We start from the raw sequence: 13,060 nt of genomic DNA on the forward strand, positions 1-13,060 counted from the left end.
CGATTTTGTAGGGTCGATGGCTTACAGCATTGCAGGAATATTAGGGTCTTTGTTTTTTCCCAGAGCGCGCTAGAATGCGCCCCGAACGTGCGGAGAACTGTATGTGGCAACAGACTCTGATTACCCTGCGGGCAAGGCCTCGGGGCTTTCATCTGGTAACGGACGAGTTGCTCGCCGGCCTGCCTGAACTCAGGGCATGTCGGGTGGGTCTGTTGCATTTGTGGCTGCAGCATACCTCGGCGTCGTTGACCATCAACGAGAACGCCGATCCGGCGGTACGTCGTGACTTCGAACGGTTTTTCAACCGGCTGATCCCACAAGGCGCAGCCGGCTATGAGCATAACGACGAAGGCCTGGACGACCTCCCGGCGCACTTCAAGGCCAGTTTGCTAGGCTGTCAGTTGAGTTTGCCGATCACGGCGGGCCGGTTGGCGTTAGGTAGCTGGCAAGGTGTTTATCTGGGCGAGCACCGTGATCAAGGCGGTGCTCGCAAAGTCCTCGCCACCGTGCACGGTGAAGGGGCATAAACCGCTGGTTACCAGCGGGTGTTGAATTTTTTCTGGCAGTCGTCGACAGACGACGAAGCTGGGCTATAACTAATCTGCTTTTCGCAAGTCATGAGGTAGAACATGAGCGACGATGATCTGGAAAACGACGACCTCGAAGTAGGCGACGAAGACGAGACCGAAGAAGGCCTTGAAGCAGCAGCCGAAGACGTTGCTGACGACGATGGCGGTGATGACACTCCGGTCCCGGCAGCCAAGGGCAAGGCCAAGGCTGCTGTGTCGGTAGACGAACTGCCGAGCGTTGAAGCCAAGAACAAAGAGCGTGATGCCCTGGCGCGCGCGATGGAAGAGTTCCTGGCCAAAGGTGGCAAGGTTCAGGAAGTAGAGGCCAACGTGGTGGCTGATCCACCAAAGAAGCCCGATAACAAGTACGGCAGCCGTCCTATCTAAGGGCTTGCCTGTGCTTGCTGAAAAAGCCCGCCGTCGCTGCGGGCTTTTTCATGGGTGAAACAAAGGCCCTGACACAGTCACGATTAAGTTTCTTGCTGTTTTGGCTCGAACGACTAGTCTCACTGGCGGTTAGTTCGTTAATCAAAAATAGCCGGAAACAGGCGCTCAAATAATTTTAATAGATAAACGAATTAACCAGACAGGACACTAGCAGTTCTGATAGTAGGCAAAGACTGAAAAAGGATAGATGCTGAAGACTCGGCTTTTTCGACCTTGCACGGAGCTCAGTCAATGCCTACCTCCACTCGCGAAACCCTCTTGGCTCGCTACCACTACGATCCGCTTGATCGCTTGGTCGATAGCACCCCCTTTGAACAATCTGCCATCCAGCGCTATTACTGCAAAACCCGCCTGGCTACCGAAACACAAGGCGGTGTGCAATGCAGCATCGTGCAGCACGACAACCAACTGTTGGCGCAGCAGCAGCGCGAGAACGGCAAGGTGTCCGCCACGCTGCTGGCGACTGATCAACAACGTTCGGTATTGAATGTACTCGACGCAAACCAGTCCCATCCTCTCGCCTACTCGCCCTACGGTCATCGTCCGATTGAGAATGGCTTGCTCAGTTTGCTGGGGTTTAACGGCGAACGGCCGGACCCGGTGACCGGGAATTATCATTTGGGCAATGGGTATCGGCAGTTCAATCCGGTGTTGATGCGGTTTAACAGCCCGGACAGTTGGAGTCCGTTTGGGGAGGGTGGGGTAAATGCGTATGCGTATTGTGGCGGGGATCCGATTAATAGAGCGGATCCAAATGGGCATTCGTTTATGGGGCTTATTTTAGTTTTGGGGGGGGTTGGCAGTATAGCTGGAGGCTCCGTACTATTGTCTAAAGAAGACCCCTCAGTGCTATCTTTTGTTGCTGGCCTTGCGCTGGTCGGTTTCGGTACATTCCTAACAGTAGGAGGGGGAGTGGACATGATGATCTCTTCTAGCTCTTCAGCACGATCGCGTAATTCAATGCCGACGCGTGATTCAATTTCAACGTATAATTCAACGCCAAGGAATTTTTCATCTTCAAATAATGTTTCACTTACAGTGCCTTCTTCAACTCAGCCTCGCTATAATCCCGCCAAAATTAGTACTGGCCAACAGAGACCGCAGTTGCATAGAAGAGCTTTACATACTGATTTTTTTGCTCCGCCAAAAAACCACATAGTCTCATTTAATGATTCTTTAAGTTATTCGGAGAATTATGGTTCAGTCTTTCAACGAACTTTCGCTCCTAGCTATCCATCTACCAATGCGGAAACCATTCGTTTTGGTAACTGAAAACACCTGAAACAAAGGTGAACCAAAGCAAACAAAAGGGGACGCCCATTAGCTCTGGCTGTACCCGCCTCATAGCAAGCAGGCTTGCTCCAACATTTGATCTATGGTGAACACGAACCCTGTATTCACCCGAGATCTTTTAATGAAGTGGCTACCCTCGCCGCCCCTGTGATCGCCCCCTAAGCTTTCACAGGGGGCAGCGGGGGTAGCCATTTCATTAGGAGGGCAGCACTTTCAGGGCTGTTGCCGGATGTTCCAGCGTGCCAACAACGCCGGCAATTCGGTCAGGCAACGAATCTCGGCATCCGGCGCCTGGCTGGCCTCCCAGGGCTTGCCTGCCGGGTTGAACCAGATCGCCCTCAACCCCGCCTGCTGCGCACCGGCAATGTCATCACCCGGGTGGTCGCCGATATGCACGGCGGTTGCAGCGGTTGCACCTCCCCGTTTCAGGGCTTCGTGGAACAGCCGTGCATCGGGCTTGGCGATGCCGATGTCCTCGGCGCACAAGGCAAACTTGAAATAGTCCGCCAGCCCCAACCGGCGTACGTCGGCGTTGCCGTTGGTGACGACCCCCAAGGCATAGTGGTTGGCCAGGATCTCCAGCGTTGGTTGCACCTCGGGAAAAATCTTCAGCTGATGCCGCGCCTGCAGGAACACCTCGAAGCCTTGATCAGCCATCTCAATGGCTCGTTCGTGGGTGTAGCCGGCTTCCTCCAGGGCGTGGAACAGTACCCGTCGGCGCAGGGCGCTGATGCGATGCTTGAGCTGGGGTTCGCTGCTCAGCACGCGCTCGCGAATGGCCCACAAGTGGTCCACCGGCAAGGCGCCCAGGCTGGGGGCATGCTCTGTCAGCCATTGGCGCAGTACGGCTTCCGCGCTGACGATGACCGGGGCGGTGTCCCACAGGGTGTCGTCGAGGTCGAAGGTGATCAGTTGGAGGGTCATTGCTCATCGCCTTTGATGCGTTTGGCCCGTGGATGGGCGCTGTCGTAGACCGAGGCCAGGTGCTGGAAGTCCAGGTGGGTGTAGATCTGCGTGGTCTTGATGTCCGAGTGACCGAGCAGCTCCTGCACGGCGCGCAGGTCCTGGGAAGATTCCAGCAAATGGCTGGCGAAGGAGTGTCGCAGCATATGCGGGTGCAGGTTTTGTCCCAGCTCGCGCTCGCCGGCGGCCTTGACCCGAGCCTGGACCGCCCGAGCGCCAATACGCCGGCCTTTCTGGCTGACGAACACCGCATCGTCTACCGGGTTGGCCAGTTCGCGCAGCGGCAGCCATAGCGCCAGGGCTTCGCGGGCCTTCCTGCCGATGGGCAGTACCCGGGTCTTGCTGCCCTTGCCGAGCACTTGCACCAGGCCATCCGCCAGATCCAGCTGATCGAGATTGAGTCCGGTCAGCTCCGACAGGCGCAAGCCGGAGGAGTAGAGCAGCTCCAGGATGGCTTGATCGCGGCGGGCCATGAAGTCGTCTTCAACGGCGCCATCGAGCAGTTGCAGGGTGCGGTCGGTGTCGAGGGTCTTCGGCAGTCGGCGTTCACCCTTGGGGGGCGCCAGGCCGTTGGCCGGGTCGTGGTCGCACAGGCCTTCGCGGATCAGGTACTGGTAGAGGCCGCGTACCGCCGAGAGCAGGCGAGCCAGGCTGCGCGATGACTGACCTTGCGAGTGCAGGCGCGCGATCAGGTGTCGCAGGCGCTGGATGTCCAGGCTGGCCCAATCGCCGATGCCTTGTTTGTTGCAGTGCGCCAGGACCTTGTTCAGGTCGCGGCGATAGGCTTCAAGGGTATGGGGCGACACCTGACGCTCACTGCGCAGGTGCTCGCAGTAGGCGTCCAGTTGTCGTTCCATGATCAGCGTACCGAGCGCAGGGTGGTGTTGACCCGTGGCAGCACGCGACCCATGACTTCAGCGATGTAGCCGAGGAACAGCGTACCCACCGAGCTCTTGTAGTGCTGCGGATCACGGCTGGCGATGGCCAGCACGCCCTGCACGCCGCTGAGGGTAACCACGGCGGTAGAGCCGATTTGCTTGCGTTGCTCTTCGCCAAACAGGAAGTCCAGTTCGTGCTCACGCAGGCTGCCACTGACGCTTTTGTCTTCCGAGAGCAGGCCGCCGATGGCTTTCTGGGCCTCGGCCGCGGTCACCGAGCGCCCAACCGGCAACGGCTCTTCGCTGAACAGGATCAGGCTGACAAAGGGTACCTGGAAGTCCTGGCGCAGACTGTCTTCGACGCTGATGACCACGTCATCCAGGCTACTGGCGTCCATCAGGGCAAGGATCAGGCGGCGGGTCTTGTCGAACAGTCGATCGTTGTCGCGGGCGACATCCATCAATTGCGAGAGGCGGTGGCGCATCTCGATGTTGCGTTCGCGCAGGATCTTCAGTTGCCGCTCGACCAGCGAGACGGTATCGCCGCGCTGGTGCGGAATGCGCAAGACCGAAAGCAGGTCATCGTGTTCGACGAAGAAATCCGGATGAGCCTCCAGGTACGCGGCAATCGCCGCCGCCTCCAGGCTTTCGGAAGGGGATTCGTCGGGCTGTGGGGCTGGAACCTGAGGCTGATCAGTCATGGATTTGGCTCACTCAAAGACGCACTTGTCCTTCATATACGCGTACTGCCGGACCGGTCATCATCACCGGTTGGCCCAGGCCTGCCCACTCAATGGACAAGCGCCCGCCGGGCAGGTCGATCAATAGCGGCGAATCCATCCACCCCTGGCTGATCGCGGCCACTGCTGCCGCACAGGCACCGGTACCGCAGGCCTGGGTTTCCCCGGCACCGCGTTCCCAGACGCGCAATTGCGCCCGGTTGCGGTCGATGACCTGGAGAAAGCCGACGTTGACCCGGGCCGGGAAGCGCGGGTGATGTTCGATTTTCGGTCCCAGCTCATGCACCGGCGCGTTGTTGATGTCGTTCACGCGCAATACGGCATGGGGGTTGCCCATGGAAACGGCGGCCAGTTCGACGGTCTGGCCGTCGACCTCGACCTTGTAGCTTGTCGCTTGCGCGTCGGCCTGGAACGGGATCTCGGCCGGCACCAGGCGCGGGGCGCCCATGTTGACGCTGATCTGACCGTCGTTGCGGATATCGAGTTCGATGATGCCGCTCTTGGTCTCGACACGAATCTGCCGTTTGGCCGTCAGGCGCTTGTCCAGCACAAAGCGCGCGAAGCAGCGCGCGCCGTTGCCGCATTGCTCGACTTCCGAGCCATCGGAATTGAAGATCCTGTAACGGAAGTCCACGTCCGGGTTGCTCGGTGCCTCGACGATCAGCAGCTGGTCGAAACCGACACCCGTGTGCCGGTCGCCCCATTGCTTGGCGTGCTTGGGCAGGATGTGCGCGTGCTGGCTGACCAGGTCGAGGACCATGAAGTCATTGCCCAGGCCGTGCATCTTGGTAAAACGCAGCAGCATGGGATTACTCCGGCAGCAGGCTTTCGCCAGCAAACAACTCGGCTACCGTCTCGCGGCGACGCACTTCAACTGCCTGGTCGCCATCTACCAGCACTTCGGCGCAACGGCCGCGCGTGTTGTAGTTGGAGCTCATGACAAACCCGTAGGCACCGGCCGAATGCACGGCCAGCAGGTCGCCTTCTTCAAGCGCCAGCTGACGGTCCTTGGCCAGGAAATCGCCGGTTTCGCAGATCGGGCCGACGATGTCGTAGGCACGGGCCGCCGTCTCGCGAGGGCGCACGGCGGTGACGTCCATCCAGGCCTGGTACAGGGCCGGGCGGATCAGGTCGTTCATGGCCGCGTCGACAATGGCGAAGTCTTTGTGTTCGGTGTGCTTGAGGTACTCGACCTGGGTCAGCAGTACGCCAGCGTTGGCGACAATGAAGCGGCCCGGCTCGAACACCAATGCCAGGTCGCGACCGTCGAGACGCTCGCGTACGGCCTTGATGTAGTCGGCAGCCAAAGGCGGCTCTTCGTCGCGATAACGCACGCCCAGGCCACCACCGAGGTCGATGTGGCGCAGGTAGATACCGCAATCGCTCAGGCGATCGACCAGCGCCAGCAGGCGGTCGAGGGCATCAATGAATGGCGGCAGGGTGGTCAGCTGCGAGCCGATGTGGCAATCGACGCCGATCACTTCCAGGTTCGGCAGTTGCGCGGCGCGCACGTAGACGTCTTCGGCATCAGCGATGGCGATGCCGAACTTGTTCTCTTTCAAACCGGTGGAAATGTACGGGTGGGTACCGGCATCGACATCCGGATTCACGCGCAGCGAAACCGGTGCGCGAACACCCAGTTCGGCGGCGACTACTTGCAGGCGCTCCAGTTCGTCGGTGGATTCGACGTTGAAGCAGTGCACGCCGACTTCCAGGGCGCGACGCATGTCGTCGCGGGTCTTGCCGACGCCGGAGAACACAATCTTGTCCGCCGAACCGCCTGCGGCCAGCACGCGCTCCAGCTCTCCACGGGAGACGATGTCGAAACCGGCGCCCAGGCGCGCCAGGACATTCAGTACACCCAGGTTGGAGTTGGCCTTGACCGCGAAGCAGACCAGGTGCTGCGTGCCCGCCAGCGCATCGGCGTAGGCCAGGTACTGGGCTTCGATGTGCGCGCGGGAGTAAACGTAGGTAGGCGTGCCAAAACGCTCGGCGATGGCGGACAAGGCAACACCTTCCGCGAACAGCTCCCCGTCACGGTAGTTAAAAGCGTCCATGATGTTCCCTTAGTAGGTGCTGGTGCTGTTCGTGGTGTCGTGCTGGTGCGCTTTGGACTGCGACGACTTCGCCTGCTCTTCAGGGGACTGGCTGTCATCGGGCAGATACAGCGGACCTTTTTGACCACAGGCCGATAACAAGCAGGTAAAAGCGACGAGCGAAGCGAGCGCAGCAAGGGAAGAGATCAGGCGCTTCATGGCGAAATCCTTGAAAATGCGTTAATTGCGCCGGAGTATACCGGCCACCCGGCAGCTTGCCTATGCGACGGGCCACCCGTCCGGCGGGGCTTTGCCAGAGGCGTCTAATCTATTGGCAGGTGGTGCCCGGGTTTTCCCCTCATTGCGTTCGGCGCTTGGTCGGTATCCTTTGCAATCACCCGGGCGCGCCCGTATCTTGCGGCGCTTGAGCGTAAGTAGACACTTTTTGAGGTTGCCGCAATGAGTTTGACTGAAGCCCGTTTCCACGATCTGGTCGATGCTACCCAGCAGACGCTGGAGGATGTTTTCGACGAGAGTGGCCTGGATGTAGATCTGGAAAGCTCGGCCGGTGTACTCACCGTCAAGTTCGAAGGCGGCAGCCAGTTGATTTTCAGTCGTCAGGAACCCTTGCGTCAGCTGTGGCTGGCGGCAGTCTCCGGTGGCTTCCACTTCGACTACGACGAAGAAAGCGAGCGCTGGATGTGCGACAAGTCTGAAGAGCAGCTGGGTGAAATGCTTGAGCGCATCGTCTGGGAGCAAGCCGGCACCAAGCTCGATTTCGAAGGCCTGTGATTCCGTGACCCAGCCCGTCCCCGTTCGCCCACCCAAGCCGCTGTACAGCAACGTCAGCGGGGCGGTGCCGTCGCCGTGCTCCGGCGTTTGCCGGCTGGATGAGCACAAGGTTTGCCTGGGCTGTTTTCGTCATGTCGAAGACATTCGCGAGTGGCGTTCAGCCGACGACGAGCGCCGCCGGGTGATTTGTGCTGAGGCGGCTCGGCGCAAATCCTCACTCTGACCAGGCATTGGGCCTGGTGTCCATGGCTTGTATATTTTTTGAGCTGTGATAGTGTCCGGTTACGCCTCAACCCATCGAGGCGCGTGAAAACCCCGTCTATTTTTGGCGGGGTTTTGCTTTTTTGTGCAGAAGAAAGGAGTCTGCCTGAATCATGACCGCACCTTCCATCATCCTTACCCGCCTTGACGTGCAACGTCTGGAGCGGTTGATCGAGACCCTGGACGATTCGTTGCCGGGCGTTATCGCGCTGCAAACCGAACTGGATCGCGCCGACACCCTGGTCGGTCACGATGAAGTGCCTGCCGATGTCGTGACCATGAACTCGCGCGTTCATTGCCGTGAAGAAAGCAGTGGCAAGGACTATCACCTGACCCTGGTTTATCCCAAGGATGCCAATGCCGACGAAGGCCGGATTTCCATTCTTGCACCGGTCGGCAGCGCCCTGTTGGGCCTGCGGGTGGGGCAGCACATCGACTGGCCGGCACCGGGTGGCAAGACCCTGAAGCTGACCCTGCTGGAAGTCGAGTCGCAGCCGGCCAATGGCGGTGATTTCCCGGTCTGACGTTTCCTCAGGCCTGTCCGAGCGCCTTGTTCAAAGCGCGCTCCAGGTCTGCCTTGTAGCGCAGGTAAAGATTGCTTGAGCCCTGGTCATCGCCGAGTACACCCAACAGGTCCAGGTCGGTGATGTAGCAACGATAGCGTTGGGTCTCTCGGCGTTGCCCGACAATCTCCTGCGCCACCACGGCATAGAGTTGGTCGCCGTGTTCCAGTTCGCTGAACTCCCGCTGATTGCAATACAGAGTGACCTGCACCTTCCCGGGAGCGGCTTTGCCGATGATCGCCTGGACATCATAGAAGGCTTTGTCCACGGGTGTCCGGGGCGCTGGCCGTGGTTCGACCCGGCGTGCCCGTCCGCTGCCTGATGGCAACAGTTGGCAGTACACCACCTCCAGCGGGGCCATCGGTTGCGCGGTGTCCATGGGCAGTAACGCCTCACGGCGATACAGGATCGACTGCAGGAAGCGTTGCAGTGGCACCAACAGGCTTTGCTCATCGTGATAGGGCTGGCGCTGTTGCCACAGGGCGTTGAACTCATCCAGCACGTAGAGTTCGGCGTCGGTGTCGAGGGTGCGGTAGAACACCTGAATGCAGCCGGGCTGACCCATGGGCAGGATCAGTGCCAGGTCCTGGTCTTCCAGTGCCATCGGGTCAAGGTGCAACGGGCTGTAGTCGGTCCGCTCCTTGCCCAGGTAATCCAGCAGCGTCGACAGGTTGTTCAGCGCCACGTGGCGGACCTGGCCGGGCACCAGTTCCAGCACGTGGTAATGCTGCTGGACCTGGATCAGGTAGCGATGATTGAGGTGGCTGAGTAACAGATTCTGCGCAGTATCGAGGATGTCTTCCACGCGCCGGGCGATGAACTGCGCGCGGTTGTGACAGAAGCAATGCACCCGCAGTTGTGGTTGCCGAGGGCCGCTGGGCAGGGCGTTGAGGTAGTCTCGCAGGCAGTCGAGCAGGGCGTGAGCACCGTCGTAGCGGTTGACCAACACTTCGTTCCAGCTGTTGAGCGTGACCTGATCGAGGGTCAGCACCAGGTTTTCGCGCACGCCCGCATAGCTCAGTGAGTCGGTGCGTTCAGTGGTCATCAGAATGTTCAGGTCGCGGTGATGCTTGAGCGGGTCGATGCCCACATTCACCAGGATCAGCACTTCACTCGGCACGCTGGCGCGCAGCAGTTGCTCTTCGCTGACGTCGGTCAGCGGCAGGGTGATGGTCTGCTGCACGCTGCCCAGCAGATTGAACAGTTCGAATTCACTCAGGTCGCTGCTGCCGGGGTGCAACGCCAGGCGGGTGCTGCTGTCGATCACGCCATTGCGGTGGCACCAGGTCAGCAATTCCAGCAGTTCGCGACAGCGTTTGATCGGCGCGAAATGCTCCCACTCCAGGTTGCTCAGGTTGCCGTTGTACAGGCCCCAATGGGTCTGTCCGGGCTCTTTTTTGTTCGCGGACTGGACCAGCGTCAGGGTGTCTTCGGCCAGGTCAGGGGCGATGCCCGGGTTGATGAACTCAATCTTGTCGGCCTTGCGTTCGAAGGCGGCATACAGCCTGCGGCCCAGGACATTGAGGTCGCGTTTGTTGATCAGGCTGACACTCTGTTCGGTGCGGGCGAACTGGGTCAGGAAGCGGTAGCTGTAGTTGAGTTCGTTCACCAGTGCGCGGCGCTCGGCGGCTACCTGGCGGACCTTCCATTGGCTGCGACTGTCGAGCATCGCCAGCTGTCGGTGATCCCAGCCCCATTCGTGGGCGAGTTTCTCCAGCAACAGGCGCTGCCAGCTGCTGTTGCGTTGGCCATTATTGCCGGTGAGCTTGCGGTTGACCTTGAGGTACAGGGCACGCCGGACCAGCTCAAGGCGCTCCGGCTCGCCGCGGGACGCGAGGTATTCCTCGATTCGGCGATAGACCACGATGTACGGGTCCAGCTCATCCAGGTCCAGGCGATTGGCGAACACCGCCTGCTTGAAGCGCAGGCTCAGGCATTCGACGTGTGGGTGTTCGCTGGCGTAGACCTCGGTCAGCAGCAATTTGAGTACTGACTTGTAGGGCGACTCGATGCCTTTGAACAACTGCCAGAGGCCGGCACCGATGAACTCGCCGGGCGGAATATGCGCCAGATGGCCAAGGTCGAGGACTTCATCGGCACGGATAAAACGCTTGGACAGCAGGGTGTGGGTGTACAGGTCGTAACCGGCTTCTTCGTACACTGGCACCAGCCACCAGATGGGCGTGCGCCCGGCCAGCCAGATCGCGGTGCGGTAGAACTCGTCCAGCAACAGATAGTGCTGGGTGGTGCCACAGTCTTCGGAGCTGAGTGGCTTGTCCCGTTCACCGCGCACGAAGCGCTGTGGGTCGATCAGAAAGAAATGCGCTTCGGCGCCTTGGCTGGCGGCCCAGGCTTCCAGTAATTGGCACTTTTTACCCAGCTCCGCGAGTTCGCTTTCGCTCAGGTCCGAGGCGTGGCAGACCCACAGGTCCATGTCGCTCTGATCCGCCTGGGCCAGTGTGCCGAGGCTGCCCATCAGGAACAGGCCGTGAATGGGGCGTGGCGGGTTGCCGTGCCGGGCCTTGTAAGAGAAGGAACGGGTCAGGCGTTGCGCTTCGGCGAGGACTGGAGCGTCAGGCTCGTAATTCGACAAACCCGCGGGCGTGCTGCCGGAAACGTAGCCGGGTAACAGGGGATGATTGACGTGGAAAAACAGCGGCAACAGCGTCAGCACCGTTTGCTGGCGCGGCGTCAGCCCTTCCATGGCGCGGGCCAGGCGGCCGTCATTGAGTTTCAGGAAGCGCGCGCGTAATTGGCTGAGAACCTTGCGGTCGATTCCCTCGTCCAGATCGGGGCGAATTTCATGGGTGCGGGTCATGTCAGCTCAAACCGGCTCGCAGTGAACGAACGTGGGGAAGTCTCAGGTCGAGGGCCAGTTTACAGCCTCGCGCCCATGACTTTTAAGCTGATTGTTGGTTTCTGGCGTCAAATTACTATCGACGGGCGACAGCTTGCCCGCGGAAATCCCGTAGAGGGGTTTCCGTGGGCGATACAGAGGGGGTTATGCGGTTTCTTCGACGGACAGGATGGTCAGCAGGCTTTGCACGTGCTGCGCGGCATCACGACCCAGGCTGGTCAGGTAACCGCCATCGGGTTGGTCGATCAGTTCTTTTTCGAACAGGCGTTGTGCCGCGGCAATGGCTTTCGGGGCTGCGGTCTGATGAATTTTCAAACCTTCCTGGGAACTGTCCAGGTTGAAGAGTGCAAGGATTTCCAGTTCGGCAACCAACTCAGGGGTAAGCGACATAGGGACTCCAGACTTTCTAGGAATTGGGACGATAGCGTCCCTAAGGTGAACGCACTCGGCCGGCATGTCCAGTGCTCGCAGCAGGCTTTTTGGTCCCGGGCAGGATTGGCGATGTAAAACCCTGTGGGGAGGGGAGAGAGCCCCCTTCCCGTTGCAGCTCGCCCGTAAAAGGGGTTGCTTACTTCTTTTCTGGCGGCAACTCGGGCAGGGCGCGCAGTGCGGCTTCATACCATTGTGTGTCGAACGCGCGGTCTTCTTCGAGGATTGCGTCGATTTCAACGGCCAGCACGTGGGCCATCAGGTTGAGGATTTCTTCACGCTCGTAACCCACCAGGGTCAACTTGTTGAAGGTCGCCTTGGCCGCTGGCGGGTTGTCGCTCTCGATCTGGTTTTCGATCGCTTCGATCAGGGTGGTTTCGGCGAACGCTTCTTCGTCGTTGTCGTCGTTGTCGTGGGTGCCGGGGGTTGGCTCGCTCATGGCAGGCTCCTGTAGGAAAGGTGGTCAGTTTACCTGCATTCAACGCCGTGATGCTGCTGGCGAGAGTGGCCCAGACGTTCTATAACACACCCTCGCCAACCCCCTGAGCGGCCTGGAGGCTTCGTGATGCTCAAGCTTTATGGATTTGCAGTCAGCAACTACTACAACATGGTCAAACACGCGCTGATGGAGAAAGGGGTGCCTTTCGAGGAAGTGCCATTCTACGCCGGCCAAAGCCCCGAGGCACTGGCTATCAGCCCTCGCGGAAAGGTCCCGGTGCTGGGTGTCGAGCAAGGTTTTGTCAACGAAACCGGTGTGATCCTGCAATACATCGAAGACACCCAGACAGGCACGCCACTGCTGCCCAAGACGCCATTCGAGCGTGCTCAGGTGCTGGCACTGGCCAAGGAAATCGAGCTGTATATCGAGCTGCCGGCGCGGACCTGTTTTGCTGAAGCGTTTTTCGGCATGCAGGTGCCGGAAGCGATCAAGGAGAAAGCCAAGGCCGAGCTGTTGCTGGGGTTTGCGTCCCTGGGGCGTCACGGCAAGTTTGCACCGTACGTGGCGGGCGATAGTCTGAGCGTGGCGGATCTGTACTTCCTGTACAGCGTCAGCCTGGCGTGCGCGGTCGGCAAGAAGCTCTTCGATCTGGATCTGTTGGCGGAACTGCCGGCGGCCAGGGCATTGCTGGAGCGGTTGGAGCAGGCACCCATTGCCAGGCGTATTGCGGCCGACAAGGATGAGGCAATGCCAGCGTTTCTGGCGATGATCGCGTCCAGGCAGTAGGTATGTA

Annotated in this window: 16 protein-coding genes; 7 read left to right on the forward strand and 9 right to left on the reverse strand. The window is 59.8% G+C overall.

The genetic code is table 11. The features are described from left to right. The first annotated feature begins 101 nt into the window (after positions 1–101). The 3 genes from CKW07_RS15995 (at position 102) to CKW07_RS16005 (ending at position 2,288) form a co-directional block, all read left to right on the forward strand. Entirely contained in the window at positions 102–527 is a 426-nt protein-coding gene (locus CKW07_RS15995; protein WP_095145812.1) for a secondary thiamine-phosphate synthase enzyme YjbQ, read from the forward strand. A 102-nt stretch (positions 528–629) separates the two neighbouring features. Beyond that, positions 630–956: a transcriptional regulator SutA gene (gene sutA, locus CKW07_RS16000; RefSeq protein WP_095145814.1), complete on the forward strand. Its 327-nt coding sequence runs from the start codon at positions 630–632 to the stop codon at positions 954–956. 291 nt (positions 957–1,247) lie between these two features. Then, positions 1,248–2,288, forward strand: coding sequence for an RHS repeat-associated core domain-containing protein (locus tag CKW07_RS16005; protein ID WP_095145815.1), 1,041 nt, complete (start codon positions 1,248–1,250; stop codon positions 2,286–2,288). A 234-nt stretch (positions 2,289–2,522) separates the two neighbouring features. Here the strand turns inward: CKW07_RS16005 and CKW07_RS16010 are convergent, their stop codons facing one another. The 6 genes from CKW07_RS16010 to CKW07_RS16035 are packed head-to-tail and all read right to left on the reverse strand — an operon-like array spanning position 2,523 to position 7,145. Then, positions 2,523–3,233, reverse strand: coding sequence for an HAD family hydrolase (locus CKW07_RS16010; RefSeq protein WP_095145817.1), 711 nt, complete (start codon positions 3,231–3,233; stop codon positions 2,523–2,525). Continuing rightward, positions 3,230–4,129, reverse strand: a complete 900-nt coding sequence (gene xerC, locus CKW07_RS16015) for a tyrosine recombinase XerC (protein WP_095145819.1) — start codon at positions 4,127–4,129, stop codon at positions 3,230–3,232. The genes CKW07_RS16010 and xerC overlap by 4 nt, the downstream gene beginning before the upstream one ends. 2 nt (positions 4,130–4,131) lie before the next feature. Further along, complete coding sequence (locus CKW07_RS16020) at positions 4,132–4,851, reverse strand: DUF484 family protein (RefSeq protein WP_095145821.1); 720 nt, start codon at positions 4,849–4,851, stop codon at positions 4,132–4,134. 13 nt (positions 4,852–4,864) lie between these two features. After that, positions 4,865–5,695: a diaminopimelate epimerase gene (gene dapF / locus CKW07_RS16025; RefSeq protein ID WP_095145823.1), complete on the reverse strand. Its 831-nt coding sequence runs from the start codon at positions 5,693–5,695 to the stop codon at positions 4,865–4,867. 4 nt (positions 5,696–5,699) lie between these two features. After that, positions 5,700–6,947 (reverse strand): diaminopimelate decarboxylase, encoded by a 1,248-nt coding sequence (gene lysA / locus CKW07_RS16030; protein ID WP_095145825.1) that lies wholly within the window; start codon positions 6,945–6,947, stop codon positions 5,700–5,702. Between the two features lie 9 nt (positions 6,948–6,956). Beyond that, the gene (locus tag CKW07_RS16035; protein WP_095145827.1) at positions 6,957–7,145 is read right to left on the reverse strand and encodes a lipoprotein; all 189 of its coding nucleotides are present in this window, start codon (positions 7,143–7,145) and stop codon (positions 6,957–6,959) included. Positions 7,146–7,385: 240 nt separating this feature from the next. Here CKW07_RS16035 and cyaY point away from each other — a divergent pair, with 240 nt between their 5' ends. The 3 genes from cyaY to rnk all read left to right on the forward strand — a co-directional run bounded on the left by cyaY (position 7,386) and on the right by rnk (position 8,503). Then, complete coding sequence (gene cyaY / locus CKW07_RS16040) at positions 7,386–7,718, forward strand: iron donor protein CyaY (protein WP_095081928.1); 333 nt, start codon at positions 7,386–7,388, stop codon at positions 7,716–7,718. A 4-nt stretch (positions 7,719–7,722) separates the two neighbouring features. Further along, on the forward strand, positions 7,723–7,941 hold the full coding sequence (locus CKW07_RS16045) for a DUF1289 domain-containing protein (RefSeq protein ID WP_095145828.1): 219 nt from the start codon (positions 7,723–7,725) through the stop codon (positions 7,939–7,941). 151 nt (positions 7,942–8,092) lie between these two features. Next, complete coding sequence (gene rnk, locus CKW07_RS16050) at positions 8,093–8,503, forward strand: nucleoside diphosphate kinase regulator (protein WP_095081924.1); 411 nt, start codon at positions 8,093–8,095, stop codon at positions 8,501–8,503. 7 nt (positions 8,504–8,510) lie between these two features. Here the strand turns inward: rnk and CKW07_RS16055 are convergent, their stop codons facing one another. The 3 genes from CKW07_RS16055 to CKW07_RS16065 all read right to left on the reverse strand — a co-directional run bounded on the left by CKW07_RS16055 (position 8,511) and on the right by CKW07_RS16065 (position 12,267). Then, on the reverse strand, positions 8,511–11,360 hold the full coding sequence (locus tag CKW07_RS16055) for a class I adenylate cyclase (protein ID WP_095145830.1): 2,850 nt from the start codon (positions 11,358–11,360) through the stop codon (positions 8,511–8,513). 183 nt (positions 11,361–11,543) lie between these two features. Continuing rightward, a complete protein-coding gene (locus tag CKW07_RS16060) occupies positions 11,544–11,789 on the reverse strand; it encodes a TIGR02647 family protein (protein WP_095145831.1) in 246 nt (81 codons plus the stop codon). Positions 11,790–11,967: 178 nt separating this feature from the next. Continuing rightward, entirely contained in the window at positions 11,968–12,267 is a 300-nt protein-coding gene (locus CKW07_RS16065) for a hypothetical protein (RefSeq protein WP_095145833.1), read from the reverse strand. 126 nt (positions 12,268–12,393) lie between these two features. Between CKW07_RS16065 and CKW07_RS16070 the strand changes: the two genes are divergently transcribed. Further along, positions 12,394–13,053 (forward strand): glutathione S-transferase family protein, encoded by a 660-nt coding sequence (locus CKW07_RS16070; protein WP_095145835.1) that lies wholly within the window; start codon positions 12,394–12,396, stop codon positions 13,051–13,053. Positions 13,054–13,060: the final 7 nt, after the last annotated feature.

This window comes from Pseudomonas sp. Irchel s3b6 (assembly GCF_900187415.1).
Classification (GTDB): domain Bacteria; phylum Pseudomonadota; class Gammaproteobacteria; order Pseudomonadales; family Pseudomonadaceae; genus Aquipseudomonas.

Bases quoted from the DNA above. Each gene is read 5' to 3' on its own strand.
- xerC (WP_095145819.1), bottom strand. From the start codon at position 4,129: ATGGAACGACAACTGGACGCCTACTGCGAGCACCTGCGCAGTGAGCGT.
- CKW07_RS16060 (WP_095145831.1), bottom strand. From the start codon at position 11,789: ATGTCGCTTACCCCTGAGTTGGTTGCCGAACTGGAAATCCTTGCACTC.
- CKW07_RS16070 (WP_095145835.1), top strand. From the start codon at position 12,394: ATGCTCAAGCTTTATGGATTTGCAGTCAGCAACTACTACAACATGGTC.
- CKW07_RS16005 (WP_095145815.1), top strand. From the start codon at position 1,248: ATGCCTACCTCCACTCGCGAAACCCTCTTGGCTCGCTACCACTACGAT.
- sutA (WP_095145814.1), top strand. From the start codon at position 630: ATGAGCGACGATGATCTGGAAAACGACGACCTCGAAGTAGGCGACGAA.
- cyaY (WP_095081928.1), top strand. From the start codon at position 7,386: ATGAGTTTGACTGAAGCCCGTTTCCACGATCTGGTCGATGCTACCCAG.
- dapF (WP_095145823.1), bottom strand. From the start codon at position 5,695: ATGCTGCTGCGTTTTACCAAGATGCACGGCCTGGGCAATGACTTCATG.
- CKW07_RS16035 (WP_095145827.1), bottom strand. From the start codon at position 7,145: ATGAAGCGCCTGATCTCTTCCCTTGCTGCGCTCGCTTCGCTCGTCGCT.
- CKW07_RS16055 (WP_095145830.1), bottom strand. From the start codon at position 11,360: ATGACCCGCACCCATGAAATTCGCCCCGATCTGGACGAGGGAATCGAC.
- CKW07_RS16010 (WP_095145817.1), bottom strand. From the start codon at position 3,233: ATGACCCTCCAACTGATCACCTTCGACCTCGACGACACCCTGTGGGAC.
- lysA (WP_095145825.1), bottom strand. From the start codon at position 6,947: ATGGACGCTTTTAACTACCGTGACGGGGAGCTGTTCGCGGAAGGTGTT.
- CKW07_RS16020 (WP_095145821.1), bottom strand. From the start codon at position 4,851: ATGACTGATCAGCCTCAGGTTCCAGCCCCACAGCCCGACGAATCCCCT.
- CKW07_RS15995 (WP_095145812.1), top strand. From the start codon at position 102: ATGTGGCAACAGACTCTGATTACCCTGCGGGCAAGGCCTCGGGGCTTT.
- rnk (WP_095081924.1), top strand. From the start codon at position 8,093: ATGACCGCACCTTCCATCATCCTTACCCGCCTTGACGTGCAACGTCTG.
- CKW07_RS16065 (WP_095145833.1), bottom strand. From the start codon at position 12,267: ATGAGCGAGCCAACCCCCGGCACCCACGACAACGACGACAACGACGAA.